The 20,947-nt window shown below is 64.5% G+C and carries 22 protein-coding genes; 4 read left to right on the top strand and 18 right to left on the bottom strand.

Annotation, left to right across the window (positions count from 1 at the left end):
- Positions 1 to 33 precede the first annotated feature (33 nt).
- From AC6LJY_RS23325 to surE, 7 genes are all read right to left on the bottom strand, one after another.
- Positions 34 to 471, bottom strand: coding sequence for an Imm51 family immunity protein (locus AC6LJY_RS23325; protein WP_223264833.1), 438 nt, complete (start codon positions 469 to 471; stop codon positions 34 to 36).
- A gap of 214 nt (positions 472 to 685) precedes the next feature.
- Positions 686 to 1,438 (bottom strand): TorF family putative porin, encoded by a 753-nt coding sequence (locus AC6LJY_RS23320; protein ID WP_104143884.1) that lies wholly within the window; start codon positions 1,436 to 1,438, stop codon positions 686 to 688.
- 484 nt (positions 1,439 to 1,922) lie between these two features.
- Positions 1,923 to 2,555 carry a hypothetical protein gene (locus tag AC6LJY_RS23315; protein WP_046804986.1) on the bottom strand — a complete coding sequence of 211 codons (633 nt, stop codon included), beginning with the start codon at positions 2,553 to 2,555 and terminating at the stop codon, positions 1,923 to 1,925.
- A gap of 189 nt (positions 2,556 to 2,744) precedes the next feature.
- Positions 2,745 to 3,524 (bottom strand): 3'-5' exonuclease, encoded by a 780-nt coding sequence (locus AC6LJY_RS23310; protein ID WP_046804987.1) that lies wholly within the window; start codon positions 3,522 to 3,524, stop codon positions 2,745 to 2,747.
- Entirely contained in the window at positions 3,521 to 4,381 is an 861-nt protein-coding gene (locus AC6LJY_RS23305; protein ID WP_046804988.1) for a peptidoglycan DD-metalloendopeptidase family protein, read from the bottom strand. Before AC6LJY_RS23305 ends, AC6LJY_RS23310 begins: the two co-directional genes overlap by 4 nt.
- A 17-nt stretch (positions 4,382 to 4,398) precedes the next feature.
- Entirely contained in the window at positions 4,399 to 5,223 is an 825-nt protein-coding gene (locus tag AC6LJY_RS23300; RefSeq protein ID WP_046804989.1) for a protein-L-isoaspartate(D-aspartate) O-methyltransferase, read from the bottom strand.
- Entirely contained in the window at positions 5,208 to 5,966 is a 759-nt protein-coding gene (gene surE, locus AC6LJY_RS23295) for a 5'/3'-nucleotidase SurE (RefSeq protein WP_046804990.1), read from the bottom strand. The genes AC6LJY_RS23300 and surE overlap by 16 nt, the downstream gene beginning before the upstream one ends.
- A 180-nt stretch (positions 5,967 to 6,146) precedes the next feature.
- Here surE and plsY point away from each other — a divergent pair, with 180 nt between their 5' ends.
- Positions 6,147 to 6,791, top strand: coding sequence for a glycerol-3-phosphate 1-O-acyltransferase PlsY (gene plsY / locus AC6LJY_RS23290; protein ID WP_104143883.1), 645 nt, complete (start codon positions 6,147 to 6,149; stop codon positions 6,789 to 6,791).
- Here the strand turns inward: plsY and tsaD are convergent, their stop codons facing one another.
- A complete protein-coding gene (gene tsaD / locus AC6LJY_RS23285; RefSeq protein ID WP_046804992.1) occupies positions 6,792 to 7,823 on the bottom strand; it encodes a tRNA (adenosine(37)-N6)-threonylcarbamoyltransferase complex transferase subunit TsaD in 1,032 nt (343 codons plus the stop codon).
- A 111-nt stretch (positions 7,824 to 7,934) separates the two neighbouring features.
- On the opposite strand from tsaD, the gene AC6LJY_RS23280 reads away from it, so the two are divergent.
- The 3 genes from AC6LJY_RS23280 to AC6LJY_RS23270 all read left to right on the top strand — a co-directional run bounded on the left by AC6LJY_RS23280 (position 7,935) and on the right by AC6LJY_RS23270 (position 10,984).
- Positions 7,935 to 9,227, top strand: coding sequence for an NCS2 family permease (locus tag AC6LJY_RS23280; protein ID WP_046804993.1), 1,293 nt, complete (start codon positions 7,935 to 7,937; stop codon positions 9,225 to 9,227).
- Between the two features lie 187 nt (positions 9,228 to 9,414).
- Entirely contained in the window at positions 9,415 to 10,437 is a 1,023-nt protein-coding gene (locus AC6LJY_RS23275) for an LLM class flavin-dependent oxidoreductase (RefSeq protein ID WP_046804994.1), read from the top strand.
- A 172-nt stretch (positions 10,438 to 10,609) separates the two neighbouring features.
- Positions 10,610 to 10,984, top strand: a complete 375-nt coding sequence (locus AC6LJY_RS23270; RefSeq protein ID WP_498136866.1) for a thioredoxin family protein — start codon at positions 10,610 to 10,612, stop codon at positions 10,982 to 10,984.
- Positions 10,985 to 11,044: 60 nt separating this feature from the next.
- On the opposite strand, the gene AC6LJY_RS23265 is transcribed toward AC6LJY_RS23270, so the two are convergent.
- The 10 genes from AC6LJY_RS23265 to AC6LJY_RS23220 form a co-directional block, all read right to left on the bottom strand.
- Positions 11,045 to 11,632 (bottom strand): IMPACT family protein, encoded by a 588-nt coding sequence (locus AC6LJY_RS23265; RefSeq protein WP_498136865.1) that lies wholly within the window; start codon positions 11,630 to 11,632, stop codon positions 11,045 to 11,047.
- Between the two features lie 35 nt (positions 11,633 to 11,667).
- On the bottom strand, positions 11,668 to 12,498 hold the full coding sequence (locus AC6LJY_RS23260) for a transporter substrate-binding domain-containing protein (RefSeq protein ID WP_485859278.1): 831 nt from the start codon (positions 12,496 to 12,498) through the stop codon (positions 11,668 to 11,670).
- A gap of 137 nt (positions 12,499 to 12,635) precedes the next feature.
- The gene (locus AC6LJY_RS23255) at positions 12,636 to 13,409 is read right to left on the bottom strand and encodes an ABC transporter permease (RefSeq protein WP_046804996.1); all 774 of its coding nucleotides are present in this window, start codon (positions 13,407 to 13,409) and stop codon (positions 12,636 to 12,638) included.
- Complete coding sequence (locus AC6LJY_RS23250; protein WP_314355616.1) at positions 13,406 to 14,404, bottom strand: ABC transporter substrate-binding protein; 999 nt, start codon at positions 14,402 to 14,404, stop codon at positions 13,406 to 13,408. The genes AC6LJY_RS23255 and AC6LJY_RS23250 overlap by 4 nt, the downstream gene beginning before the upstream one ends.
- A gap of 94 nt (positions 14,405 to 14,498) precedes the next feature.
- Positions 14,499 to 15,269 carry an ABC transporter ATP-binding protein gene (locus AC6LJY_RS23245; protein WP_498136864.1) on the bottom strand — a complete coding sequence of 257 codons (771 nt, stop codon included), beginning with the start codon at positions 15,267 to 15,269 and terminating at the stop codon, positions 14,499 to 14,501.
- Positions 15,270 to 15,390: 121 nt separating this feature from the next.
- The gene (locus AC6LJY_RS23240; protein WP_498136863.1) at positions 15,391 to 16,620 is read right to left on the bottom strand and encodes an MFS transporter; all 1,230 of its coding nucleotides are present in this window, start codon (positions 16,618 to 16,620) and stop codon (positions 15,391 to 15,393) included.
- Between the two features lie 190 nt (positions 16,621 to 16,810).
- Positions 16,811 to 18,415, bottom strand: a complete 1,605-nt coding sequence (locus AC6LJY_RS23235; RefSeq protein ID WP_046805000.1) for an ABC-F family ATPase — start codon at positions 18,413 to 18,415, stop codon at positions 16,811 to 16,813.
- Positions 18,416 to 18,495: 80 nt separating this feature from the next.
- Complete coding sequence (locus AC6LJY_RS23230; RefSeq protein WP_498136862.1) at positions 18,496 to 19,536, bottom strand: LD-carboxypeptidase; 1,041 nt, start codon at positions 19,534 to 19,536, stop codon at positions 18,496 to 18,498.
- Complete coding sequence (gene tadA / locus AC6LJY_RS23225; protein ID WP_314355684.1) at positions 19,533 to 20,024, bottom strand: tRNA adenosine(34) deaminase TadA; 492 nt, start codon at positions 20,022 to 20,024, stop codon at positions 19,533 to 19,535. The genes AC6LJY_RS23230 and tadA overlap by 4 nt, the downstream gene beginning before the upstream one ends.
- A gap of 10 nt (positions 20,025 to 20,034) precedes the next feature.
- Positions 20,035 to 20,883, bottom strand: coding sequence for an HAD family hydrolase (locus AC6LJY_RS23220; protein ID WP_046805002.1), 849 nt, complete (start codon positions 20,881 to 20,883; stop codon positions 20,035 to 20,037).
- Between the last annotated feature and the right edge of the window lie 64 nt (positions 20,884 to 20,947).

Genomic DNA, 20,947 nt, shown 5'->3' with positions numbered 1-20,947 from the left:
ACGCCGTGAGTATATTTTTATCCTGGGCGCGGATCAGTCCAGCTCGGCGCGAGAAAACAGATCTTGAATCAGCTTTTTGTCTTCGCACGCAGCCTTGAACGCCAGGGCGAAGGCCTTAAGCGCTTCGCTATCGGACGAATAAGCGCAGAACGTATCGGCTTCCGGATCGAAATCGATCGACTCATCCAGGTCCGGCTGTTTCTCGGTCAGAAAAACGACCGCCAGCGAGGTCCAGTCGTAGCCCGTCCCCAGGAAACCCTCTACCCGTCTGCGGCGGAAAACTTCTTCCTTGTATTCCCCGACATTCAGGCTTACCGAGAAGTTGCCTTCGTATTCCATCCAGGAAAAAGGCTTGATTGCTTCTTCGAAATCGATAGTCACTGCGCTCAAAGCTCCTTGAATCGCCGGCCGCCAACAATAGCGGCCGGGCTGATGCGCGGAACGTGCCCGCCGCATCTTGTGCGCGCCCATTAGAGGCAATTATTGCGATGTGTGCAACGCGCCCGATTTTTGCCCCGACCTGGGGCGCGCGTGCCGGCCCGCCTGACAGCCCCGCTGCAACCGCTCAAAAGCGCGCAGGCCAATGATAAAAAAAGGGGGAATTGAAGGGGACTGCCCCATCAGGCAGTCTCCATCAATCCCCCCAAACGCCGGCGCCCATCAAAGCGCCGCCACGGATTACCGCTCAGAACGTACGTGCCACCGAGAACACCGCACCCAGTCGGCCGGACGGGTGGCCGTACTTGGTAGGCAGCCAGTTGTCCTTGGTGGCGCCCACGGCCGCCAGCCCCAGCACCCAACCCTTGATGTCCTTGGTGACGCCCAGCTTGTAGTCCACGTAGTGGCCGATGGAATCGCCGTCCATGTTTGTTTGGTTCTTCAGCTTTTGATAGCCCAGGTGTCCCAGCAGGCCCCAGCCATCGCCCAGGTCGAACGTGGCGGTGCCGTCCAGGTACCACGTACCCTTGCTGTCGGGCGTGCTGAAAAAGTCGCTGGGCGTGTAGGAATACTTCAGCGAGTAGTTGCCGTAGGACGCGCCCAGGTAGAGGTCGGTGTTGTTGTAGTTACCGCCCTTGGGCGAGCTGGAACCGGGGTAGTAGTAATGCAGCACGCCGGCGTCCAGCGTGAAGCCGCCGCCCACGTCGCCCTTCCAGCCGCCGTAGAAATCCATTTCCAGGTTGCCGTCGGTAAACACGAAGTCGGAGACGTTGGAGTTCCAGTTGCCCAGATAAAAGCCCGAACTATGGGTCAGGTCGATGCCAACTTGCACGGCGGGCCGAAAGTCGGTCTGGGAATAGCCGCGGAAGCGATAGTCGCTGGCGATGGTGGCGTTACCGCTAAGAGAAAAACCGCCTCCAAGATCGGTGGGTTCGGCCTGGGCCGTCGAGGCGAAACAAGCGGCAAGCGCAAAAGGCAAGGCTAGCAACGTCTTCTTCATGGTGCGGAGTCCTGATCGGATTTAACGAGGAGGAGGACGGCCGTTGGCGCATCCGTCTGGCCGGCTTTGCTGCGGTAGGTGCCGGCTCTATTCCCTTCAAGCAATGTCCATGCCAGGTTTCATTCGGGTGACAAACCGCTGGCTGCAAGCTGATAGACAGGCTGGTGCGCCCGCCCGGGGCGTCCTGCACCGGCCGTCATGGTTCAAGATGGCGCGCTGCGTGCACTACAAGCGGGCAAGCGCCGACATGCCAACGGCGCGCATGCATCAAGTTGGGGCGCGGGACGTAGCGTCGAAGTCAAGCAGCGTCGAAATCAAGCAGCGTCGAAATCAAGCAGAGTCGAATCAAGCAGAGCCGAAATCAGCAGGGTTGAATCCTGGCAGAGTCGAATCCAAGCCCAATAAAAAACCCCGGCGCGCCGCGTGGCGTGTCGGGGTTGGTCTTGCCCGCGTCCACCCCACAAAGGCGGCGGACGGGACTGGCTTAGTTAGCCGAGGGCGCGGGCGGCGGAGGTGCATCCGCACCGGCCGCAGGAGGCGGCGGCATACCCGGCTTGCCCTTGCCGTGGCGCCCTTCCATCTTGGCGTGACGTTCCTGCATCTTGGCTTCGCGGTCCTTGACCATCTTAGTCACCTGGCCGCGCTGCGTGTCGTTCAGGCTGTCCCACACCGCCAGCCATTGGTCACGCACCTGCTTGGCTTGCGGGCCGAACGCGTCGTGCGACTGCTCGGACTGCGCCGCCAGCGCGCGCGGGTCCAGCTTGCCGCTGTCCAATTGAGACTTCAGCAGATCGTGGCGCTTGGCGCCGGCGGCGCGCATCGCCTCGTGCAGGCTGCGCTGGCCGTCCTGCGCGGTCTTGAACAGCGCTTGTTGCTTGTCATCCAACTTCAGCTGGTCGACCTGCGCCTTGGAAACCGGACCCAGGCCCGGAATGAACAATCCGTCGCGCATGCCCTTGTGAAACTCGCCACCACGCGGGCCTTGGTGATGCATGGCGGCCGGGCCACCGTCGGCCGGAGCCGGGGGTGCAGCCATGGCGGAGCCAGCCACCAAACCGCCCGTCGCGGCGACAAAAGCAAGAGCGGCCAAATTGGAGCGAATAGCGAATCGGGACATGTGTGTCTCCTGAAAGTGAAGAAAGCGAGGCCATTGTGCTGTCGGCCCGGTTTCAACCGGGTTTCGCGGTCGCGTTCCATGTTTCAGTCGATTGCGTGCGTGCCAGACGTGAAAACGGAGCCTTGGAAGGCCCCGTTCTGATCCTGATCCACCACGCCGAAGCTCGCCTCGGGGCGGCGCCGGGTGGCGTCAGGTAGCGTCCCACGCCGCCATGTATTCCTTCCAGTGCGGCGCGTCGCTGGCGGACAGCGTATCGCGCACCAGGGCGATCTCGGCGTCATACGCCGTGCGGTCCAGCTCGCCACGCAGGAAGCGAAAGCGGCAGTACACCAGCCAGGTATTGACGACGTCGGTTTCGCAATAGGCGCGGACCTCGTCGGCGCGGCCGGTGTGCCATGCTTCCCAGACCTTGCTGCCGTCCATGCCCAGCTTGCCGGGAAAGCCGCACAGCTTGGCCAGGTCGTCCAGCGGCGCGTTGGCACGGCCGTTGTATTTGGCCAGCACGTCCATCAAATCCAGATGCCGCGTGTGATAACGGGCAATGTAGTTGTTGAACTTGAAATCGCGGTCTTCTTCGCCCATGTCCCAATAGCGGGGCGCGGGCACGCCCAGGATCAGGCTGCGGTAGTGCAGCACGGGCAGGTCGAAACCAGAGCCATTCCAGCTGATGAGCTTGGGCGTATAGCGTTCGATCGTCTTGAAGAAACCGGCCAGCAAGGCGGCTTCAGGGTCGTCCGCCTGGCCCAGCGTCTTGACGCGAAAGCCTTGGTCGTCGCGGAACACACAGCCCACCACCGCAACCTTGTGCAGATGCAGCGGCAGGAAATCGTGCCCGACGGCTTCGCGCCGCGCGGCCAGCGCGCGTTCCACCACTTCCAGGTCCGAGACCTCTTGGCCCCAGCCGTTGAGCTTGCGCAGCCCATCGGCATCGGGGATGGTTTCAAGGTCGAATACCAGGGTGGGCGTCATCGCGTGGGCAGGTACTGCATCGGGTCGACCGGCGTGCCTTGGCGACGGATTTCAAAGTGCAGGCGCGGCGACGTGGTGTCGCTTTGGCCAAGTTCGGCGATCTTGGCGCCGCGCTTGACGTTCTGGCCCGTCTTCACGAGCAGCGCGCGGTTGTGGGCGTAAGCGGTAATGAAGCCGTTCTGGTGTTCAACGATGATCAGGTTGCCCAAGCCGCGCACGCCGTTGCCGCTGTACTTGACCAGGCCATCCGCCGCGGCGGTGATCGGGTCGCCCAGCGCGCCGGAAATGTCGATGCCCTTGCTGCTGGCGTTGAAGGTCTGCACGATGGCGCCGCTGGCCGGCCATGCCCAGTTGATGACGCTGGCGTCCGCCGCGCGCGGGGCGGGCTTGACGTCGACCGGCGCGGGCGCGGGCGTTGCATCGGGCGGCGGCGTGGTCGTCGTGGCAGCGGGGGTTTCCGGCTGGTCAAGCGGACGCGGTTGCGGCTTGACGCTGGCGATCGGTGCGGGCTGCGCGCCCGTGCTGGAGCCGCCGGACATCTTCAGCACCTGGCCGACCGAGATCTGGTTGGGGTCGCTGAGGTTATTCCAGCGCTTGACGCTTTCGATATCCACGTTGTTGGCGCGGGCGATCTTGTAAAGCGTGTCGCCCGGCTTGACCACATAGCTGCCACCGGGCTGAGCCGTTGACGCTGGCTGTCCAGCGGTCATGTCGACCACCGGAGCGCGAGTTCCTTTTGATGCGCAGCCGGCCAAAATAGCCAGGCTGAGTGCCCCCACGATAAAGAGCGGGCGGCGCAGGCGCGTCATGGACGCGCCCATAGTCATATCGGTCAGTTGCGACTGCCCGTTGAGCATACGTTTCTCCTGTTTGCTCAAGATTGTATTCCGGCGCGTAGCGGCACAAAGCGCACGGCCTCTAATTCAGTGCGTTTCCAGCTGGCCGCGCCGGTGCGTTCGATCAGCACCAAGCGCTGGTTCGTGCCCCCTTCGGGGGCGATCAGGCGTCCGCCCGGCGCCAGCTGCGTAAGCAGCGCTTGCGGAATGGCCAGGCCAGCGGCAGCCACAACGATAGCATCGAACGGCGCCACGCCGGGCAGGCCCAGCGTGCCGTCGCCGTAGATCAAGCGGATGCGCGTCGTCAGCCGCAAGGCGCGTAAATGCTCGCGCGCAAGCTCGTAAAGACCACGGATGCGTTCAATGGAATGGACCTCGCGCACGAACTGCGCGAGCACTGCCGCTTGATAGCCGCAACCCGCGCCCACTTCCAACACGCGGGTCGGCGCGCGGTCTTCGCAAGCCGCCGCGATCATGCGCGCAACCACCCACGGTTGCGAGATGGTTTGTGAATGGCCGATGGGCAACGCGGCGTCTTCGTATGCGCGGCTGGCCAGTGCTTCGTCGACAAACAGATGACGCGGCACGGCGGCCATGGCGTTCAAGACGCGCTCGTCGGTGATGCCCTGGCCCCGCAAGCGCTGCACCATCGCCTGGCGCAGTCGGTCCGAATTCAAGCCAAGATTGTTTCCCGCCGCTGGCGCCGGCGCCTGGGTCTGGCGGGGCAGCGTGGCGGCTGAAATACGGGTGTTGCTGTTGGTGGCCGTGACGCCGGGGCTGAGGCGACCCGAGTCGTAGCGGGCCGGGCTGGGCCGGCCGGGCACGGCCTGCGAGACATCGGGTTGGCTTACGCGTTTGCGCATAACGGCTCCGCCCAGGTTCTGATTTCGTCCAGCTGGCTGTGCTGGGTCAGGTCCAGCCGCAAGGGCGTGACCGATACCGTGCCCTGCTCCACCGCATGGAAATCGGTGCCGGGCGTGGCGTCGGCCGCCAAGCCGACCGGGCCGATCCAGTACACCGTGTCGCCATAAGGCGTGGTGGTGCGAACGACGGGCTGCGAGGGATGCCGCTTGCCCAAACGCGTAACCGCGAAGCCGTGCAGGTCTTCAAAGCGGCGGTTCGGGATATTCACATTTAGCAGCACGGGCGCGGCCAGCGGTTGGGCCAGATGGCGTTCCACCACCTGGCGGGCCGCGCGCGCGGCTGACTCGATGTGTTCCCAGCCCTTTTCCGCCAACGAAAACGCAATGGCGGGAATGCCGAACAGATAGCCTTCGCTGGCGGCGGCCACCGTGCCGGAATACAGGGTGTCGTCGCCCATGTTGGCGCCGTTATTGATGCCGGACACGACCAAGTCGGGCCGGGTATCCATCAAGCCGGTCAGCGCCACGTGCACGCAATCGGACGGCGTGCCATTGACGGCGATGAAGCCGTTCGAGGCCGTGCGTACGGACAAGGGGCGGTTTAACGTCAGGGAATTGGAAGCGCCGCTGTGGTTGGTCTCGGGCGCAACGACGGTGAGATCGCCCAGGCCTTGCAGCGCCGCTACCAGCGCTTCGAGCCCAGGGGCCGAATAACCATCATCGTTCGAAACCAGAATTCGCATTGTGCATCCGAAAGAAAATAAAACGCGGAAGGACGTGTCGGATTGTACCGTCCGCCGTCCCGCCCTGTATGACTGCGTGCAACCACGGGGCTTGGACGCCACGCTCGATAACCCGTAGCCAGGGGTGGCGCGCGGCGCGGTAGAATCCGCGCCATTGCGACAACAACGGACTCCCTTTCCATGGCGATTACCGAACCCTCCCTGGCGTTCACCGCCGCGCTCATCCTGCTGGCCTACCTGATCGGCTCCGTGCCGTTCGCCGTGGTCGTCAGCAAGCTGATGGGGCTGCAGGACCCTCGCAGCTACGGGTCCAAGAACCCGGGCGCGACCAATGTGCTGCGTACCGGCAACAAGACGGCCGCCGCGCTGACCTTGCTGGGCGACGCGGCCAAGGGTTGGTTCGCCATCTGGCTGGCCGAAAGACTGGCCCCCGGCATCGCGCCGGCCGGTCTGGCGCTGGTGGCGCTGGCCGCTTTCGTGGGCCACCTGTACCCGGTTTTTCTCGGTTTCAAGGGCGGCAAGGGCGTGGCAACGGCGCTGGGTGTGCTGGTCGCGATCCAGCCCTGGCTGGCGGTGGCCACCGCCGCCACCTGGCTGATCGTTGCCGTGTTCTTCCGGTATTCGTCGCTGGCTTCGCTGGTGGCGGCATTCTTCGCGCCGGTCTACTACGTGTTCGGGTCGGGCCTGGCCTGGCATGCGCAGCCGGCCATGGGCGTGGCGCTGGCGGTGATCGGCGTGCTTCTGTTCTATCGTCACCGCGCCAACATCACGCGCCTGGTCCAGGGCACCGAAAGCAAGATCGGCGGCAAGAAAAAGCCCGGTTGATCAGGCAATATCGGCAAGATCCCAGCGGGGTTTGACCGTGAAGCTGTGCGCATCGGCGTCCAGTTTCACCAGCCCCGCCTTGACCCTTTCAGCCGCCGCAAAGGCGATCATTGCGCCGTTATCGGTGCACAGCTCCAAGGGCGGAAAATACGCCTGTGCCCGCAAGGGCTTGAGCGCCGCAGCCAATTTGGCCCGCAACAACTGGTTGGCCCCCACGCCGCCGGCCACCACCAGACGGCGCAATCCCGTCTGCTTCAACGCCTTGATTGCCTTGGCGGCCAATACGTCCACGATCGCGCCTTGGGTAGCCGCCGCCAGGTCGGCCCGCGTCTGCTCGTCCAGCCCGCCCGCCTTTTCCGCCGCCTTCACGCGGGTCAGCACGGCGGTTTTCAAGCCGCTGAAACTGAAGTCCAGGTCACCGCTGTGCAACATGGGGCGCGGCAGGTCGAAACGGCTGGCATCGCCCTGCCCCGCCAGCTTTGCCAGCGCCGGGCCGCCGGGATAGCCCAGGCCCATCAGCTTGGCCGATTTGTCGAAGGCTTCGCCCGCGGCGTCGTCCAGCGTTTCGCCCAGCAGTTCGTAGCGTCCCACACCGTCCACCCGCATCAGCTGCGTATGGCCGCCGGACACCAGCAACGCCACAAAAGGAAAGTCGGGGCGCGGATCGGCCAACATGGGCGACAGCAGGTGGCCTTCCAGGTGATGGATGCCGATGGCCGGCAAATGCCGTGACCACGCGAAGGACTGCGCCACGCTGGCGCCTACCAGCAAGGCGCCGGCCAAGCCCGGCCCGGCCGTATAGGCCACCGCACCGATATCCGACATTTGCAGGCCCGCGTCTTGCAGCACCTGACGAGTCAAGGGAACCACGCGCCGGATATGGTCGCGCGAGGCAAGTTCGGGCACCACGCCACCGTATTCCTGGTGCATGGCGATCTGGGTATGCAGCGCGTGCGCCAGCAGACCGCGTTCCGTACAGACGGCTGCGACACCGGTTTCGTCGCAGGAGCTTTCAAAGCCGAGGATAATCATGGCGGCAGAGTTTACAACTGATGCGAAAATACGCGAGTTTTGAAATGGTGCGGCACCTGTGGGGCGCCGCCTACAACAACCGACAAGCCTGCAAACACACTGGGGACTGGAATGCTGGAGAAGTTATTCAAGCTGCGTGAACACGGCACGAACGCGCGCACCGAGATCGTGGCCGGTCTGACGACGTTCCTGACGATGTCCTACATCATCTTCGTCAATCCGGACATCCTGTCGTCCACCGGCATGGACCGCGATGCTGTCTTCGTGGCCACCTGCCTGGCGGCCGCGCTGGGTTCGCTGGTGATGGCATTGATCGCCAACTGGCCAATCGGCATGGCGCCCGGCATGGGCCTGAACGCCTTCTTCGCGTTCACCGTCGTCAAGACCATGGGCTACACCTGGGAACAAGCGCTGGGCGCCGTGTTCATTTCGGGCGTGATCTTCTTGATCCTGACGATATCGGGCATCCGCGTCTGGCTGGTCAAAGGCATTCCGCATTCCCTGCGCAGCGCGATTGCGGCGGGCATCGGGCTGTTTTTGGCAATTATCGCGCTGTCCAGCGCCGGCATCGTGGTTGCCCACCCGGCCACCAAGGTTTCCCTGGGTAACTTGACCACCCACGGCCCGCTGTTCGCCATCCTGGGCTTTTTCATCATTGCGTCGCTGGATGCGTTGCGCGTGCGCGGCGCCATCCTGATCGGCATCATCGTAGTCACCGTGCTGTCGATGGCGCTGGGCTACAACGAATTCAAAGGCATCTTTTCGGCCCCGCCCAGCCTGGCACCCACCTTCCTGAAACTGGACGTCATGGGCGCGCTGCACAGCGGTTTCGTGCACGTGATCCTGGTGTTCGTGCTGGTTGAAGTGTTCGACGCCACCGGCACGCTGGTGGGCGTGGCCAAGCGCGCCGGCCTGGTCCCCGAAGGCCGGCCCAACCGCCTGGGCCGCGCTCTGTTCGCGGACAGCACCGCCATCGTCGCCGGCTCGGCCCTGGGCACCAGCAGCACCACGGCTTTCGTGGAAAGCGCATCGGGCGTGCAGGCCGGCGGCCGTACCGGCATGACCGCACTGGTCGTGGCGCTGCTGTTCCTGGCCGCCCTGTTCATCTCGCCGCTGGCCGGCGCCGTCCCCGCCTACGCCACCGCGCCCGCCCTGCTCTACGTGGCCGGCCTGATGATGCGCGAACTGATCGATATCGACTGGAACGAAGTCACCGAAGCCACCCCGGCCGCGCTGACCGCACTGGTCATGCCGTTCACGTACTCGATCGCCAACGGCATCGCCTTCGGCTTCATCAGCTATGTGGTCCTCAAAACCGCCACGGGCAAGGTCCGCGACGTGCACCCGGCCACGTGGCTGGTGGCCGTGCTGTTCGTGATCCGGTACGCGTTCTTTCCGGAATAGCGTGGTGCAATGGCGGGCATAGCGCCCGCCAATACAACCCGCCCGGCCGCAAGGTTGCTGCCTGCTTCGGTTGAATTCGTCGATACACTCCCCATGTATCTCGTATGGAGTTCACCTTGCGCCCTACCCGCTTTGTCCCCGTGTTGCCGTCCTGTCGTGCCGTTGCCTTGAACCAGGAGACGTCCGCATGAGCGCCCTTGCCCGCATCCCGTTTTCGGTCCTGGATTTGGCCCCGATAGTTCAGGGCCGCGATGCCGCGGACGCGTTTCGCAACACCGTGGCGGTGGCCCAGCACGTTGAGAAGCTGGGATACAACCGCTTCTGGCTGGCCGAGCACCACAACATCAACGGCATCGCTTCCAGCGCGACGGCCGTGCTGATCGGCCATGTGGCCGGACACACGAGCACGCTGCGCGTTGGCTCCGGCGGCATCATGTTGCCCAACCACGCGCCGTTGATCATTGCCGAGCAGTTCGGCACCCTTGAAACGCTTTACCCCGGCCGCATTGACCTGGGCCTGGGCCGCGCGCCCGGTAGCGATGGCGCCACGCAGCACGCGCTGCGCCGTGGCCCCCGCAGCGGCCTGGAATTTCCGGCGCTGGTGGAAGAATTGCGCGGCTTCCTGGCGGCTTCCCGCCCTGGGCAGCCCGTGCGCGCCATTCCCGGCGAAGGGCTGGACATTCCGATCTGGCTGCTGGGTTCCAGCGATTTCAGTGCCCGCCTGGCTGCCGAGCTGGGCCTGCCGTTTTCGTTTGCGGGGCATTTCTCGCCCGAAGGCATGGCGGCCATGCGCCTGTACCGGCACCTGTTCAAGCCGTCGGCCACGCTGTCGCGTCCTTACGCGATGATCGGCGTGCCGGTCGTGGCGGCTGAAACCGATGAAGCCGCCCGGCGCCAGGCGACCACGCAGCAGCTTAAATTCCTGTCTTTGGTACGCGGCCACCGCCTGCAATTGCAGCCGCCGGTCGACAACATGGATGGTTTGTGGAACGAATGGGAGCGTGAGGCGGTCAATCAAAGATTGGGCGCTTCCATCGTGGGCGGGCCGGACACCGTCAAGCGGCGGCTGGAGGCCCTGGTGGCCGAAACCGAGGCCGACGAAGTCATGATCGTGTCCGACTTCTTCGATATCGCGGATCGCCTGCGCTCTTTCGAGATCGTCGCGTCGTTGAAGAACGATGCCGGCGTCTCTACAAAAACCGCGGTCTAAGCACCGCTGACTGCGCTCTCCACAGCGCCAACCATTGCGACGCTGCCATCGCCGGCTCTACTATTACGCCAGAGCGCGTAGCACATAAAGCGTCGCCGAATCAGGCCGGGGCGGGCACACCCCGGATCTCGACACCGACTTTTTGCGCCGCGCTCCGCGGCAAGGATCCAAAATGAGTATTGTTGAACTCACCAAAGAAAGCTTCCAGGACGCCATCACGCCGGACGGTACCCTGATCGTCGACTTCTGGGCTCCGTGGTGCGGCCCGTGCCGTGGCTTTGCTCCTGTTTTTGAGCAGGCCGCGACCGAGCACACCGATGTCACGTTCGCCAAGGTGAACACCGACGTCGAGCAGGAACTGGCTGGCGCCCTGGGAATCCGCTCGATTCCCACGCTGATGGTCTTCCGTGAGAAAGTCCTGCTGTTCTCGCAACCCGGCGCCTTGTCGGGCGGGCAGCTCAACGAGCTGCTGGGCAAGATCAAGGAGGTGGACATGGAAAAGGTCCACCAGGAAATCGCCGCGGCGCAAGACAGCCAGAACGCGTAAATGACAAAGGGGCCCCACAGCGGGCCCCTTTCCATTGTGGTGCGCGGTCTATTCGGCGGCTCAGGACACGAGCTCCCACGCCGAGCGTCCGCGCGTGATGTTGGCGACAGTGACTTCCAGGTCACCCAGCGTGCTGCGCGGCACGACGAAGCACAGCGACACGCCGTCCTGGTTGAAGTCTTCCTGTTGCACCAGCGCCCCGGCTTGCGCCAGGCGCGACTTCAACAACGCCAATTCCGCGAAACCGCAGGTGCATGTCACCGTGGCCAGGTCCACGATTTCGGTACGCTGCCCCAGGCGCAGGCAATTGGAGGCGCAACCGCCATAGGCCCGCACCAGCCCGCCCGCGCCCAGCTTGATGCCGCCATACCAGCGCACCACCAGCACCGCCACGCGGTCCATGTCCTGCCCTTCAATGGCTTGCAGGATGGGGCGGCCGGCCGTGCCGCCGGGCTCGCCATCGTCGTTGAACCGATATTCCTGCCCAATGCGATAGGCCCAGCAATTGTGGGTGGCCTCGGGATCACTGTGTTCGGCAAAGAAGCGCATCGCCTCGTCCACGGTGGCAACCGGGGCGGCGTAGGCGACAAAGCGGCTTTTCTTGATGTCTTCCTGATACGAGCAGGAAGCGGTCAACGTGTGCGTCATGCCCGGCATTGTAAGTGCTGGGCCAGGGCCCGCCGCTAGCCGTGGCAGTCGGGCACTTCCTGGTCCAGATAGACGTCGAAGGCCACATCGCGCGCCCATTTCGCGGTCATCGCCTTCCAGGCGCCAGCTTCGCTCCAGGCGCGCATTTCGTTCGCCATCCAGGCCCGCCCGGCCGTGTCCGAGGCGGGCAGCAGCCACACCCTTTCACGGGTCTCGCCGTCGGCGGCCAGCGTTGACGAGAACTTCTTCCACTCTGGAAAGCGCACCAGCGGTTCCCAGACGGCGTCATCCACCAGGCCGACATCGCAAGCGCCTTCGCGCACCGCTACCAGCGCGTCGGACGGCACGCGGTACGTGCGCACCGCCGCGCCCCAGCTTGCCGCCAGGGATCGCGCGTGGGTGTCCGCTTCGGCCATGCAGACGGTGTGCCCCTTTGCGTCGGCCGGCTTGCGCAGGCGGGTGTCGCTGCGTATCACCGCCTTGGGGCGCGCGCGGTAGCCCGTGGGTTGCACGGCGACGGTAGCCGGCGCGGGCTGGGCGTCGGCATCATCGGCCAGCACCACGTCCACTTTCCCGGCCGCCAGTGCCGCGTCGGCCTCATCCGCCGTCACCTGTTGCAAACGGACGGGCAGCTTCAGGCTGGCGCCCAGGCGTTCGGCCATGTTCGCGTCCAGCCCGTCGGGCGTACGGATCTTGGCGCCGGCCACGGGCGGCGGCGCCAGATACGGCACGCCCACCACCAGTTCCCCGCGCGCATGGGCTGCGGTAAAGGGGGCCGGCTGGGCATGCGCCGCGCTTGTGCCGACCAGCAGCATGCATGCTGTGGTCAGGGCAAGGCGGCGCAAGAGTCGCGTGGGCTGGAACATGGGCTGGAACTTGAACTAAGGCTGGGACTTCGGCTTTGGACTTGGGTTTGGACTTGGGTTTGGACTGCCATGCTGGCCGGTCGGCAACCTTGAATTCAGGCGCCAATACTCAGCCAATACTCAGCCAATACTCAGGGTCAAACGTACTGATACCGAAGCAGACGGTGCTTCAGGTTTTCAAGCACAAACTGGTCGATCAGCGCGGCCAGGACGGCAATGACCAGGATGTTCGTCATCACGCCCGTCATGTCGGCGATTTCGCCCGAATACGCCAGCGAACGTCCCAGGCCCTTGCCGAAACCGATCAGCATTTCAGCCGAGATCAGCGCGCGCCAGGCGTTGCCGAAGGCCAGCTGCGCGCCGGTGATCAGTTCGGGCATGACGGCGGGCAGGTACACCCGCTTGACCAGGCCCCACCGCGTCGCGCCCATCACGCGCGCGGCCGACACGTGCACACGCTGCACGGATTCGGTGGCGTTCATGACACTGAGCGCGGCGGGGAAAAACGCCGACAGCGCGACCACAACGATGATGGGCGTGTTGCCAAAGCCCATCACGATCAGGAACAGCGGCACCCAGGCGATAGAAGGAATCGATTGCAGGATGACGATGGCGCTGCGCAGCACTTCGCGAAAGAAGAACAGCACGGCGGCCACCAGGCCGAAACCGATTCCTGCCACCAGCGCCAGTCCGTAGCCCGCGCCCAGCCGGCCCAGCGTGCCCATCAGGCTCTGATGGAACGACTGCTTGCCCAGGTCCTCGAACAGGCGCTGGACCACGGCCGGCACGCCCGGCATCAGGAAATCAGGCAAGGCGAACGCCGCCAGCTGCCACAACAACAGAATGAACAGGACGCCCAAAACGCCCGCAAGATGCTTGCGGGCGCCGGTCACTCGAGTAGACGAGCTCAAAGTTTGCGCGCCTCTTGCCAGGACAGATCAACAATGCTGGACACGTCGTACGGCTTGCCGTCACGCGTTTTCAGCGACCCCTGCGCTTGCAGGATATCGGCGATTTCCTGCATGCGCGCCGTGTCCTTCTGCGTGAGCTTGGGCGTGAAGACCTGGGTGCTGATGGCCTCGGCGATCACCGTTTCGCGCGGCAGCTCGCCCCGCGACAGCGTCTTGAGCGTAGGCTCGGCAATGAAGTACGACGCGATCAGCTTGGACGCCTGTGCCGGCTCTTTTTGCAGCAGCGTAATGGCCTGGTTCTGCGCGTCCAACGCCTTCCAGACATCGTCCTTGCGCTTGGCCAGCGTCTCGCCGGAGGTGATCACTACCATGCACGGGAACGGCCAGGCCTGGCCCACTTCGTAGATCTGCTTGACCGGCGCCACCAGTTGCGCGATGCGGTCATAGGGCTCGAACAGGAAGGCCGCGTCCACGCGTTTGCCCACCAGCGACTGCACGGCAACAGCCGGGCTGACGCCCATGATGTTGACGTCGTCAGCGCTAAGGTTGCCCTGCTTGAGCACCACGCCCTTCAGCACCACGTCGGCCGTGCTGCCTTCGGCTTGCGAGGCCAGCGTCTTGCCCTTCAGGCCGGCGATGTCCTTGATGCCGGAATCGTCGCGCACGATCAGCGAGTGATAGCCCTGCTGCGCGCCGCCCACCACTTTCAGGTCGGCGCCCTTGGAGGCCCACGCGACAGCGTTGGTGAAGCCCAGGACGCCGATATCCAGCTGACCGCCGACGATGGCCTTGATCAGATCGGTGCCGGACTTGAATTCGATCAGCTCGGAATCCAGCCCCGCGTTCTTATAAAAACCGCCCTCTTGCGCGACGATGGCTTGCGCATCGTCCATGACGCGCAGATAGCCCACGCGGAATTTCTCGGCGGCCATGGCGGGGGCTGCGACCAGCAGCGCGGCCGCTAGCGGCAGGGACAGCCATTGCTTCAATTTCATGGGTAAAGCTCCAGGGAATTCAAAGGTGGCGGCGCGAGAACGCCGCGACGGATAAGGATGGGGTCAGGCCAGGATGGCGTCAGGCCAGGATGGGTCAGGCAGCCAGCGCCATGTCGGCATGGGCTTGCGAGCCGTCCACGGCGATGCCAAGCAGGCGCAGGATCTCGCGCTTTTCAGCGGCCAGGTCAGACAGGTCGTGCGTCTTGGCACGATGCGCCAGGTTGAATTCGCGCAACACACGCGCCGGACGCGGGCTGAAGACCACGATGCGGTCGGCCAGGAACAACGCTTCGTCGACATCGTGCGTAACCAGCAGGACGGTAGGCTTTTCCTGAGCGATCAGCTGGCGCAGCACGTCTTGCAGGCTAAGGCGGGTCAGCGCGTCAAGCGCGCCGAACGGCTCGTCCATCAGCATGGTCTGGGGCTGGGCGATGAAGGCGCGCGCCAGTGCAGCGCGTTGCCGCATGCCGCCGGACACCTGATGCGGATAGTAGTGTTCGAAGCCGGCAAGGCTGACGCGCGCCAGCCATTGGCGAGCGCCTTCGCGGGCGCGCTTCTTGGGGATGTTTTGAAATTCCAGCGCCAACGCCACGTTGTCTTCCAGCGTCAGCCACGGGTACAGCGCGTGTTCCTGAAATACCAGCGTGCGGCTGGGGTGCGGGCCGGACACGGGCTCGCCGTCGGCCAGGACGCGACCCTGCGTGGGCTGTTCCAGGCCCGCCGCCAGGTGCAGCAGCGTGGACTTGCCGCAGCCGGAGGGGCCGACCAGGGCGACGAGTTCACCGGGCTTGATGTCGCTGGTGAAGTCGTCCACCACGGGCAGGTCGCCGAAGTGCTTGTGGACGTGATCGAAGGTCAGGTTCATGGAACGAATCGTGGGCGCGCGTGAAGACGAGGCCTAAATCTAACAATTCGTTATATGAATTCAAACGATCAATATTGAATGTCTTTAAAGCTTCCCGTTATATGAATAAAGACCGGAAGGTCTAGCGGGTTGCGGTCTGGGCGACGGCTTGCCGGCTGGCGTGGCGTTGCAGCCCGTACGCAATCACAAACCCGATCACCACCGCCAGGGCGGCGGACAGGAAGATGGGCGGGTAGCCATAGCCGCTGGAGATATAGCCGGCGATGGGGCCGGTGACGCCCAGCGCCAGGTCCAGAAATGCCGAATAGGCGCCCAGCGCCGCGCCTCGGCTGCCCGCCGGCACGCGCGCCACGGCCTCGACGCCGATGGCAGGGAAAATCAACGCGAACCCGCATCCCGTCAACGCGGCGCCCAGCAGCGCGGCGGTGGGATTGGGCGCGAGCCACAGCAACAGCAGGCCCGCCGCTTCCACCAGGAAGGAAACCTGCGCCACACGAAAACCGCCATAGCGCGTAATGGTGCCGGCAAACAGCAGCCGCACCCCGATGAACGCGCACCCGAAGGCGCTGAGCGCGTGGGCCGCGCCTTCCCAGGACATGCTGGTGTAGTAAAGCGCCACGAAGGCAGCCAGGGTGCCGAAACCGACCGACCCCAGCCCCAGCGCCATGCCGTGCGGGAAGACTCGCAGCACCACGCTCTTGAAGGCCATCCGGTGGCCGCCGACGATAGACACCGCCGCGCGGCTGACGGCCAGCCCCAAGCCCCCCAGACCCAGCAGCAACACCGCCCCGCCCAGCGCGCCCATGCTCCATTCCCGCTCAAGCGTCACGCCCAGCGGTGCGCCCAGCGCCAAGCCGCCATACGTGCAGATGCCGTTCCACGAGATGACGCGCGCCGTGTGCAGCGGCCCGACCCGCGCGATGGCCCACGTGGCCGACCCCGTGCCCACCCAGCTTTCCCCGAACCCCAACGCCAGCCGGCTGACGATGATTGCCGTCATGCTCAACCACGCGCTGCGTTCGAAGGCATAGGCCAGCAGCAGGAAAACGCCGCTTGCCGCGCAGGCAATCATGCCGATCACGACGGTTTGCTTTGGGCCCACCGTGTCCGCCATGCGCCCGGCGTGCGAGCGGCTGAGCAAGGTGGCCACGTACTGCACGCTGATCGCCAGCCCGGCCAGCACCGTGCCATAGCCCAGTTTGTCGTGCACATAACCGGGCAACACCGCCAGCGGCAAGCCGATGGCCAGGTAGCAGATGAAGGTAAAGAAGGCGATAGCGACGATGCGAAACGTCAGCGCGTACGTGCTGATCGGCGCGCCGTCCGGCGTGCTGTGCGGTGTGGGGGACATTGGTCTGGGAAAAAAAATGCCTGGCCGAGCGGCTCAGGGTAAACCCGATGATAGCGCAATCAATATTGCAGCTTGCTGAACAGCGGCACGGCTGAAAACAACGCGGCGCGCCCCGAGAGGCGCGCCGTGATGGACGGGATGGGTGGCCGACACGTCGGCCAACGTCAGGCCGACATACCTCCCAGCAGGCTCAGGCTTCGATGCCGCGCGATTCCAGATAGTCTTCGTAGCCGCCGCGGTAATCGATGATCTCGCCCGAGGGCAGGATTTCGATCACGCGGGTAGCCAGGCCGGACACGAATTCGCGGTCATGCGACACGAACACCAGCGTGCCCTCGTACTTTTCCAACGCGAACTGAAGCGATTCGATCGATTCCATGTCCAGGTGGTTGGTGGGCTCGTCCAGCAGCATGACGTTGTGCCGGCCCAGCATCAGGCGGCCGAAGGTCATGCGGTTCTTTTCGCCGCCGGACAGCACCTTGGGCGCCTTGGGCAGGTCGTCCGCCGAGAACAGCAGGCGGCCCAGCACCGAACGGATCGACTGGTCGTCGTCGCCCGGCTGGCGATGGTCGCCCATCCAGTCCAGCAAGTTGATGTCGGTTTGCAGGAATTGGTCGGAAACGTCCTGCGCCATGTAGCCCAGGTCGGCGTTATCGGACCATTTCACCGAGCCCGAATCCGGTTGCAGTTCCGTGGCCAGCAAGCGCAGCAAGGTGGTCTTGCCCACGCCGTTGGCGCCGATGATGGCGATTTTTTCGCCCGCGTCCACCATTGCCGAGAACTTGGTGATGACCGGCGCGTCGTAGGCCTTGGTCAGGTTTTCGACCGTGACCGCCAGGCGGTGCATGACCTTGTTCTGTTCAAAGCGAATGTACGGGTTCTGGCGCGACGACGGCTTGACCACGACCTGGTCCGCCTTGATGCGGTCGATCTGCTTCAAGCGCGAGGTGGCCTGGCGCGACTTGGACTTGTTGGCGGCAAAGCGGCGAACGAAGTCTTGCAATTCGGCAACGCGTTCCTTGGCCTTGGCGTTGTTGGACACCAGGCGCTCGCGGGCCTGCGTCGAAGCCAGCATGTAATCGTCGTAGTTGCCCGCGTAGATGCGGATTTCGCCATAGTCCACGTCGGCCATGTGCGTGCACACCTGGTTCAGGAAGTGGCGGTCGTGGCTGATGATGATCATCGTGCTCTGGTAGCTGTTGAGCACGTTTTCCAACCAGCGGATGGTGTTGATATCCAGGTTGTTGGTGGGCTCGTCCAGCAGCAGGACGTCGGGGTTCGAGAACAGCGCCTGCGCCAGCAGCACGCGCAGCTTCCAGCCCGGGGCCACTTCGCGCATGGGCAGATTGTGCTGGTCCACGGCGATTTCCAGGCCCAGCAGCAGTTCACCGGCGCGCGCTTCGGCGGTGTAGCCGTCGTACTCGGCGAACTTGGCTTCCAGGTCGGCCGCGCGCATGTAGTCGTCTTCGGTGGCTTCCGGGTTCGCGTAGATAGCGTCGCGCTCGGACATGGCGGCCCACATTTCGGTGTGGCCCATCATGACGACGTCCAGCACGCGCAGGTCTTCGAACGCGAACTGGTCCTGGCGCAGCTTGCCCAGGCGCACGCCCGGCTCCAGCGACACGTTGCCACCGGACGCTTCGAGGTCGCCGCCGATGATCTTCATGAACGTCGACTTACCGGACCCATTGGCCCCGATCAGCCCGTACCGGTTGCCTTCCCCGAACTTGACGCTGACGTTCTCGAAAAGGGGCTTGGGACCGAACTGGATGGTGAGATTGGCTGTGGATATCACGGTATTTTGAGTCTGTAGGCGTCCGAAGACGCATGCGAGGAAACCCGATAGTGTAGCAAACGGGCGCTCGCCTGCCCGGATCAGTGGTGGTGTTCGTCCAGCACCAGATGGGCCAGGCCCTTCTCGGTGGCGATGCCGACCTTCTGGCCGATGGGCAGCGTGGCCTTGGTGGCCACATGGCCGTACGGCAGGCCCGTAATCACCGGCACCTTGACCGTCTTGCGCAGCCACGCCACCACTTCGTGCAGGTCGTAACCCTTGTCGTGCGGGGCCAGCTTGTAGTCGGTGAAACGGCCCAGCACGATGGCCTTTTGCTTGGCCAGCACACCGGCCTGCGCCAGCTGGATCAGCATGCGTTCAACGCGATACGGGTGTTCGGCCACGTCTTCCAGAAACAGGATGCCGCCGCGCACCTTCGGGAAATACGGGGTGCCGACCAAGGACGCCACCATGGCCAGGTTGCCGCCCCACAGGATGCCGCGGGCGTCCACCGGGTCGGCGTCCTGGGTTTCGAAGCTAAGGATTTCAAGCTCGCCTCGCATGACTTCGCCGAACAGGGCTTCGGTCAGGTCGTCGACCTTTTTGCCGCCAAAGTCCGCCACGGCGGTGGCGCCGCTGTAGCTGACGGCGCCCGTCTTGGCCAGCAGCGCCAAGTTGAAAGCCGTGAAGTCGCTCATCCCGACAAAGCGCTTGCCGCTGTCGGCCATGGCCGTCCAGTCGATCTGGTCCAGCAGGCGGCCCATGCCGTAGCCGCCGCGCGTGACCATGACGATGGGCAGCTTTTGCTTGGTGGCGCGCACCAGGCTGGCGGCGCGCTGCGCGTCGGTGCCCGCGAAACGCTGGTGCACGGCGTAGGCGCTGCGGTCCACCGCCGTCCTGAAGCCTTGCTGCTGCAAGCGTTCACGCGCCAATTCAACCGTGGCGGGGTCGCGCACGGCGGAGGACGGCGAGATCAGGTAGATGCCGCGGGCGTCCGGCATGACTTGCCCGTCGGCATGATCGTGGCTGTGATCGTGACCGCAGTCCTCGCCGCAGGCGAGCCCATGGTCATGATCGTGGGCGGCGGCCGCCGAGGTAGCCGCCTTTTTGGAGGCGGATTTGGCGGGTTTGCGGGTGCTCATGCGATGGATTCCTTGGCGCGGCGTTCACGGAAGAACCGGCGCAGCAAATCGCCGCAAGGTTCCGCCAGCACGCCGCCGGTGACTGAAGTGTGATGGTTGAGTTTCGGCACGGAGCCCACGTCCAGCACGCTGCCGCAGGCGCCGGTCTTGGGGTCGTAGGCGCCGAAGACGACGCGGGCCAGTCGCGCGTGCAGCATGGCGCCGATGCACATGACGCACGGTTCCAGCGTGACGTAGACGGTGATGCCGGGCAAACGGTAATTTTCCAAGCGCCGCGCCGCGTTACGCAGCGCCACGATTTCGGCGTGCGCGGTGGGGTCGTGGTCAATGATGGTGCGGTTATAGCCGCGCCCCAGGATCTCGCCTTGCGCGGAAACCACCAGCGCGCCCACGGGTACTTCGCCGATGTCATAAGCGGCCTGGGCTTCTTGCAGCGCCAGTTCGATGTAACGCGCGTCTTCGGCCGTCCAGGCGGGCACTGCCGCCAGCGGGCCGGCCTCAACCACGGTACACCCGTGACTTCAGGGCGATGCGGCCGGCCAGGCTGGTCACGGCTTCTTCAAGCCATTGATACAGCTCGGCTTCTTCGTCGTAGCGGGCCTGGTTCAGGTTGGACACGCGGCCTTCTTCGATAAAGCCCCAGGCGCGGCTGCGTTTGTCGCGGTGCTTGGGGTCCCAGACGCCAAAGGCGAAGCCGCCCGCGCGGCGGATCAGCGAAAAGCAAGGGATGTCGGTGTAGCCATCGCCCACGAACACCATCTGGTCGAACGGCACGCGCAGCCGGTCTTCGGGCACCTTGCGGTTGACCTCGAAGGGCTTGTTGCGAAAGTCGCGGCCGATGATGCCTTTCTGAATGTGGAACAGATAACGCGTCTTGTCGGTGAAGCTGACGATGCGGCGCGGGAAAGTGATGCCGCCATCGTCGCCGTAGACGAATTCGGAAGCCCAGATTTCGGTGAACTCGTGCGCGATGGGCGTCGAGCGGACCACGTCGCCGATGCCGCTTGAGATCAGGTAGAACTCCAGCTGGACCTGCGGCTGCTCGGCGCGCACCGCCGCGCGCAGTCTGGAAAACAAGGTGGGCACGCCATCATGCAGATCCAGCCTGGCGCCCCACTCTTTCAGGCGCTGCTGCGTGATCAGGCCGTGCTTGCCGGCCTGCGACAGCTGGATCATCTTGTAGAGATAGGCGGGCACCGGGTCCCAGTCTTGCTTGGACAGCAAGGGGTCGACCTCGTCCTTCCAGAACGAGGCCGTGTCCACGCCGATGCTTTCCAGGAAACCGGACGTGCTGTCCGAGGCCAGCGTGTCGTCGAAGTCGAAAATCAGGGCAATGACGTCGGACATGGGTGCGTGATGGGGGCAAGCGTAAAAGCGCGCAAGGCGCAACAGCCGCCATTTTGCCTGAATG

The organism is Achromobacter sp. RT286_PF (assembly GCF_059760425.1).
This window is presented reverse-complemented; position numbering and strand designations above follow the sequence as displayed.

Excerpts from the sequence above, each read along its gene's own strand:
- AC6LJY_RS23260 (WP_485859278.1), bottom strand. The coding sequence starts at position 12,498 with ATGTTCCAGCCCACGCGACTCTTGCGCCGCCTTGCCCTGACCACAGCA.
- plsY (WP_104143883.1), top strand. The coding sequence starts at position 6,147 with ATGGCGATTACCGAACCCTCCCTGGCGTTCACCGCCGCGCTCATCCTG.
- AC6LJY_RS23240 (WP_498136863.1), bottom strand. The coding sequence starts at position 16,620 with ATGTCCCCCACACCGCACAGCACGCCGGACGGCGCGCCGATCAGCACG.
- AC6LJY_RS23325 (WP_223264833.1), bottom strand. The coding sequence starts at position 471 with ATGGGCGCGCACAAGATGCGGCGGGCACGTTCCGCGCATCAGCCCGGC.
- AC6LJY_RS23265 (WP_498136865.1), bottom strand. The coding sequence starts at position 11,632 with ATGACGCACACGTTGACCGCTTCCTGCTCGTATCAGGAAGACATCAAG.
- surE (WP_046804990.1), bottom strand. The coding sequence starts at position 5,966 with ATGCGAATTCTGGTTTCGAACGATGATGGTTATTCGGCCCCTGGGCTC.
- AC6LJY_RS23320 (WP_104143884.1), bottom strand. The coding sequence starts at position 1,438 with ATGAAGAAGACGTTGCTAGCCTTGCCTTTTGCGCTTGCCGCTTGTTTC.
- AC6LJY_RS23270 (WP_498136866.1), top strand. The coding sequence starts at position 10,610 with ATGAGTATTGTTGAACTCACCAAAGAAAGCTTCCAGGACGCCATCACG.
- AC6LJY_RS23305 (WP_046804988.1), bottom strand. The coding sequence starts at position 4,381 with ATGCTCAACGGGCAGTCGCAACTGACCGATATGACTATGGGCGCGTCC.
- AC6LJY_RS23245 (WP_498136864.1), bottom strand. The coding sequence starts at position 15,269 with ATGAACCTGACCTTCGATCACGTCCACAAGCACTTCGGCGACCTGCCC.
- AC6LJY_RS23280 (WP_046804993.1), top strand. The coding sequence starts at position 7,935 with ATGCTGGAGAAGTTATTCAAGCTGCGTGAACACGGCACGAACGCGCGC.
- AC6LJY_RS23310 (WP_046804987.1), bottom strand. The coding sequence starts at position 3,524 with ATGACGCCCACCCTGGTATTCGACCTTGAAACCATCCCCGATGCCGAT.
- AC6LJY_RS23220 (WP_046805002.1), bottom strand. The coding sequence starts at position 20,883 with ATGTCCGACGTCATTGCCCTGATTTTCGACTTCGACGACACGCTGGCC.
- tsaD (WP_046804992.1), bottom strand. The coding sequence starts at position 7,823 with ATGATTATCCTCGGCTTTGAAAGCTCCTGCGACGAAACCGGTGTCGCA.
- AC6LJY_RS23300 (WP_046804989.1), bottom strand. The coding sequence starts at position 5,223 with ATGCGCAAACGCGTAAGCCAACCCGATGTCTCGCAGGCCGTGCCCGGC.
- AC6LJY_RS23315 (WP_046804986.1), bottom strand. The coding sequence starts at position 2,555 with ATGTCCCGATTCGCTATTCGCTCCAATTTGGCCGCTCTTGCTTTTGTC.
- AC6LJY_RS23230 (WP_498136862.1), bottom strand. The coding sequence starts at position 19,536 with ATGAGCACCCGCAAACCCGCCAAATCCGCCTCCAAAAAGGCGGCTACC.
- AC6LJY_RS23275 (WP_046804994.1), top strand. The coding sequence starts at position 9,415 with ATGAGCGCCCTTGCCCGCATCCCGTTTTCGGTCCTGGATTTGGCCCCG.
- AC6LJY_RS23250 (WP_314355616.1), bottom strand. The coding sequence starts at position 14,404 with ATGAAATTGAAGCAATGGCTGTCCCTGCCGCTAGCGGCCGCGCTGCTG.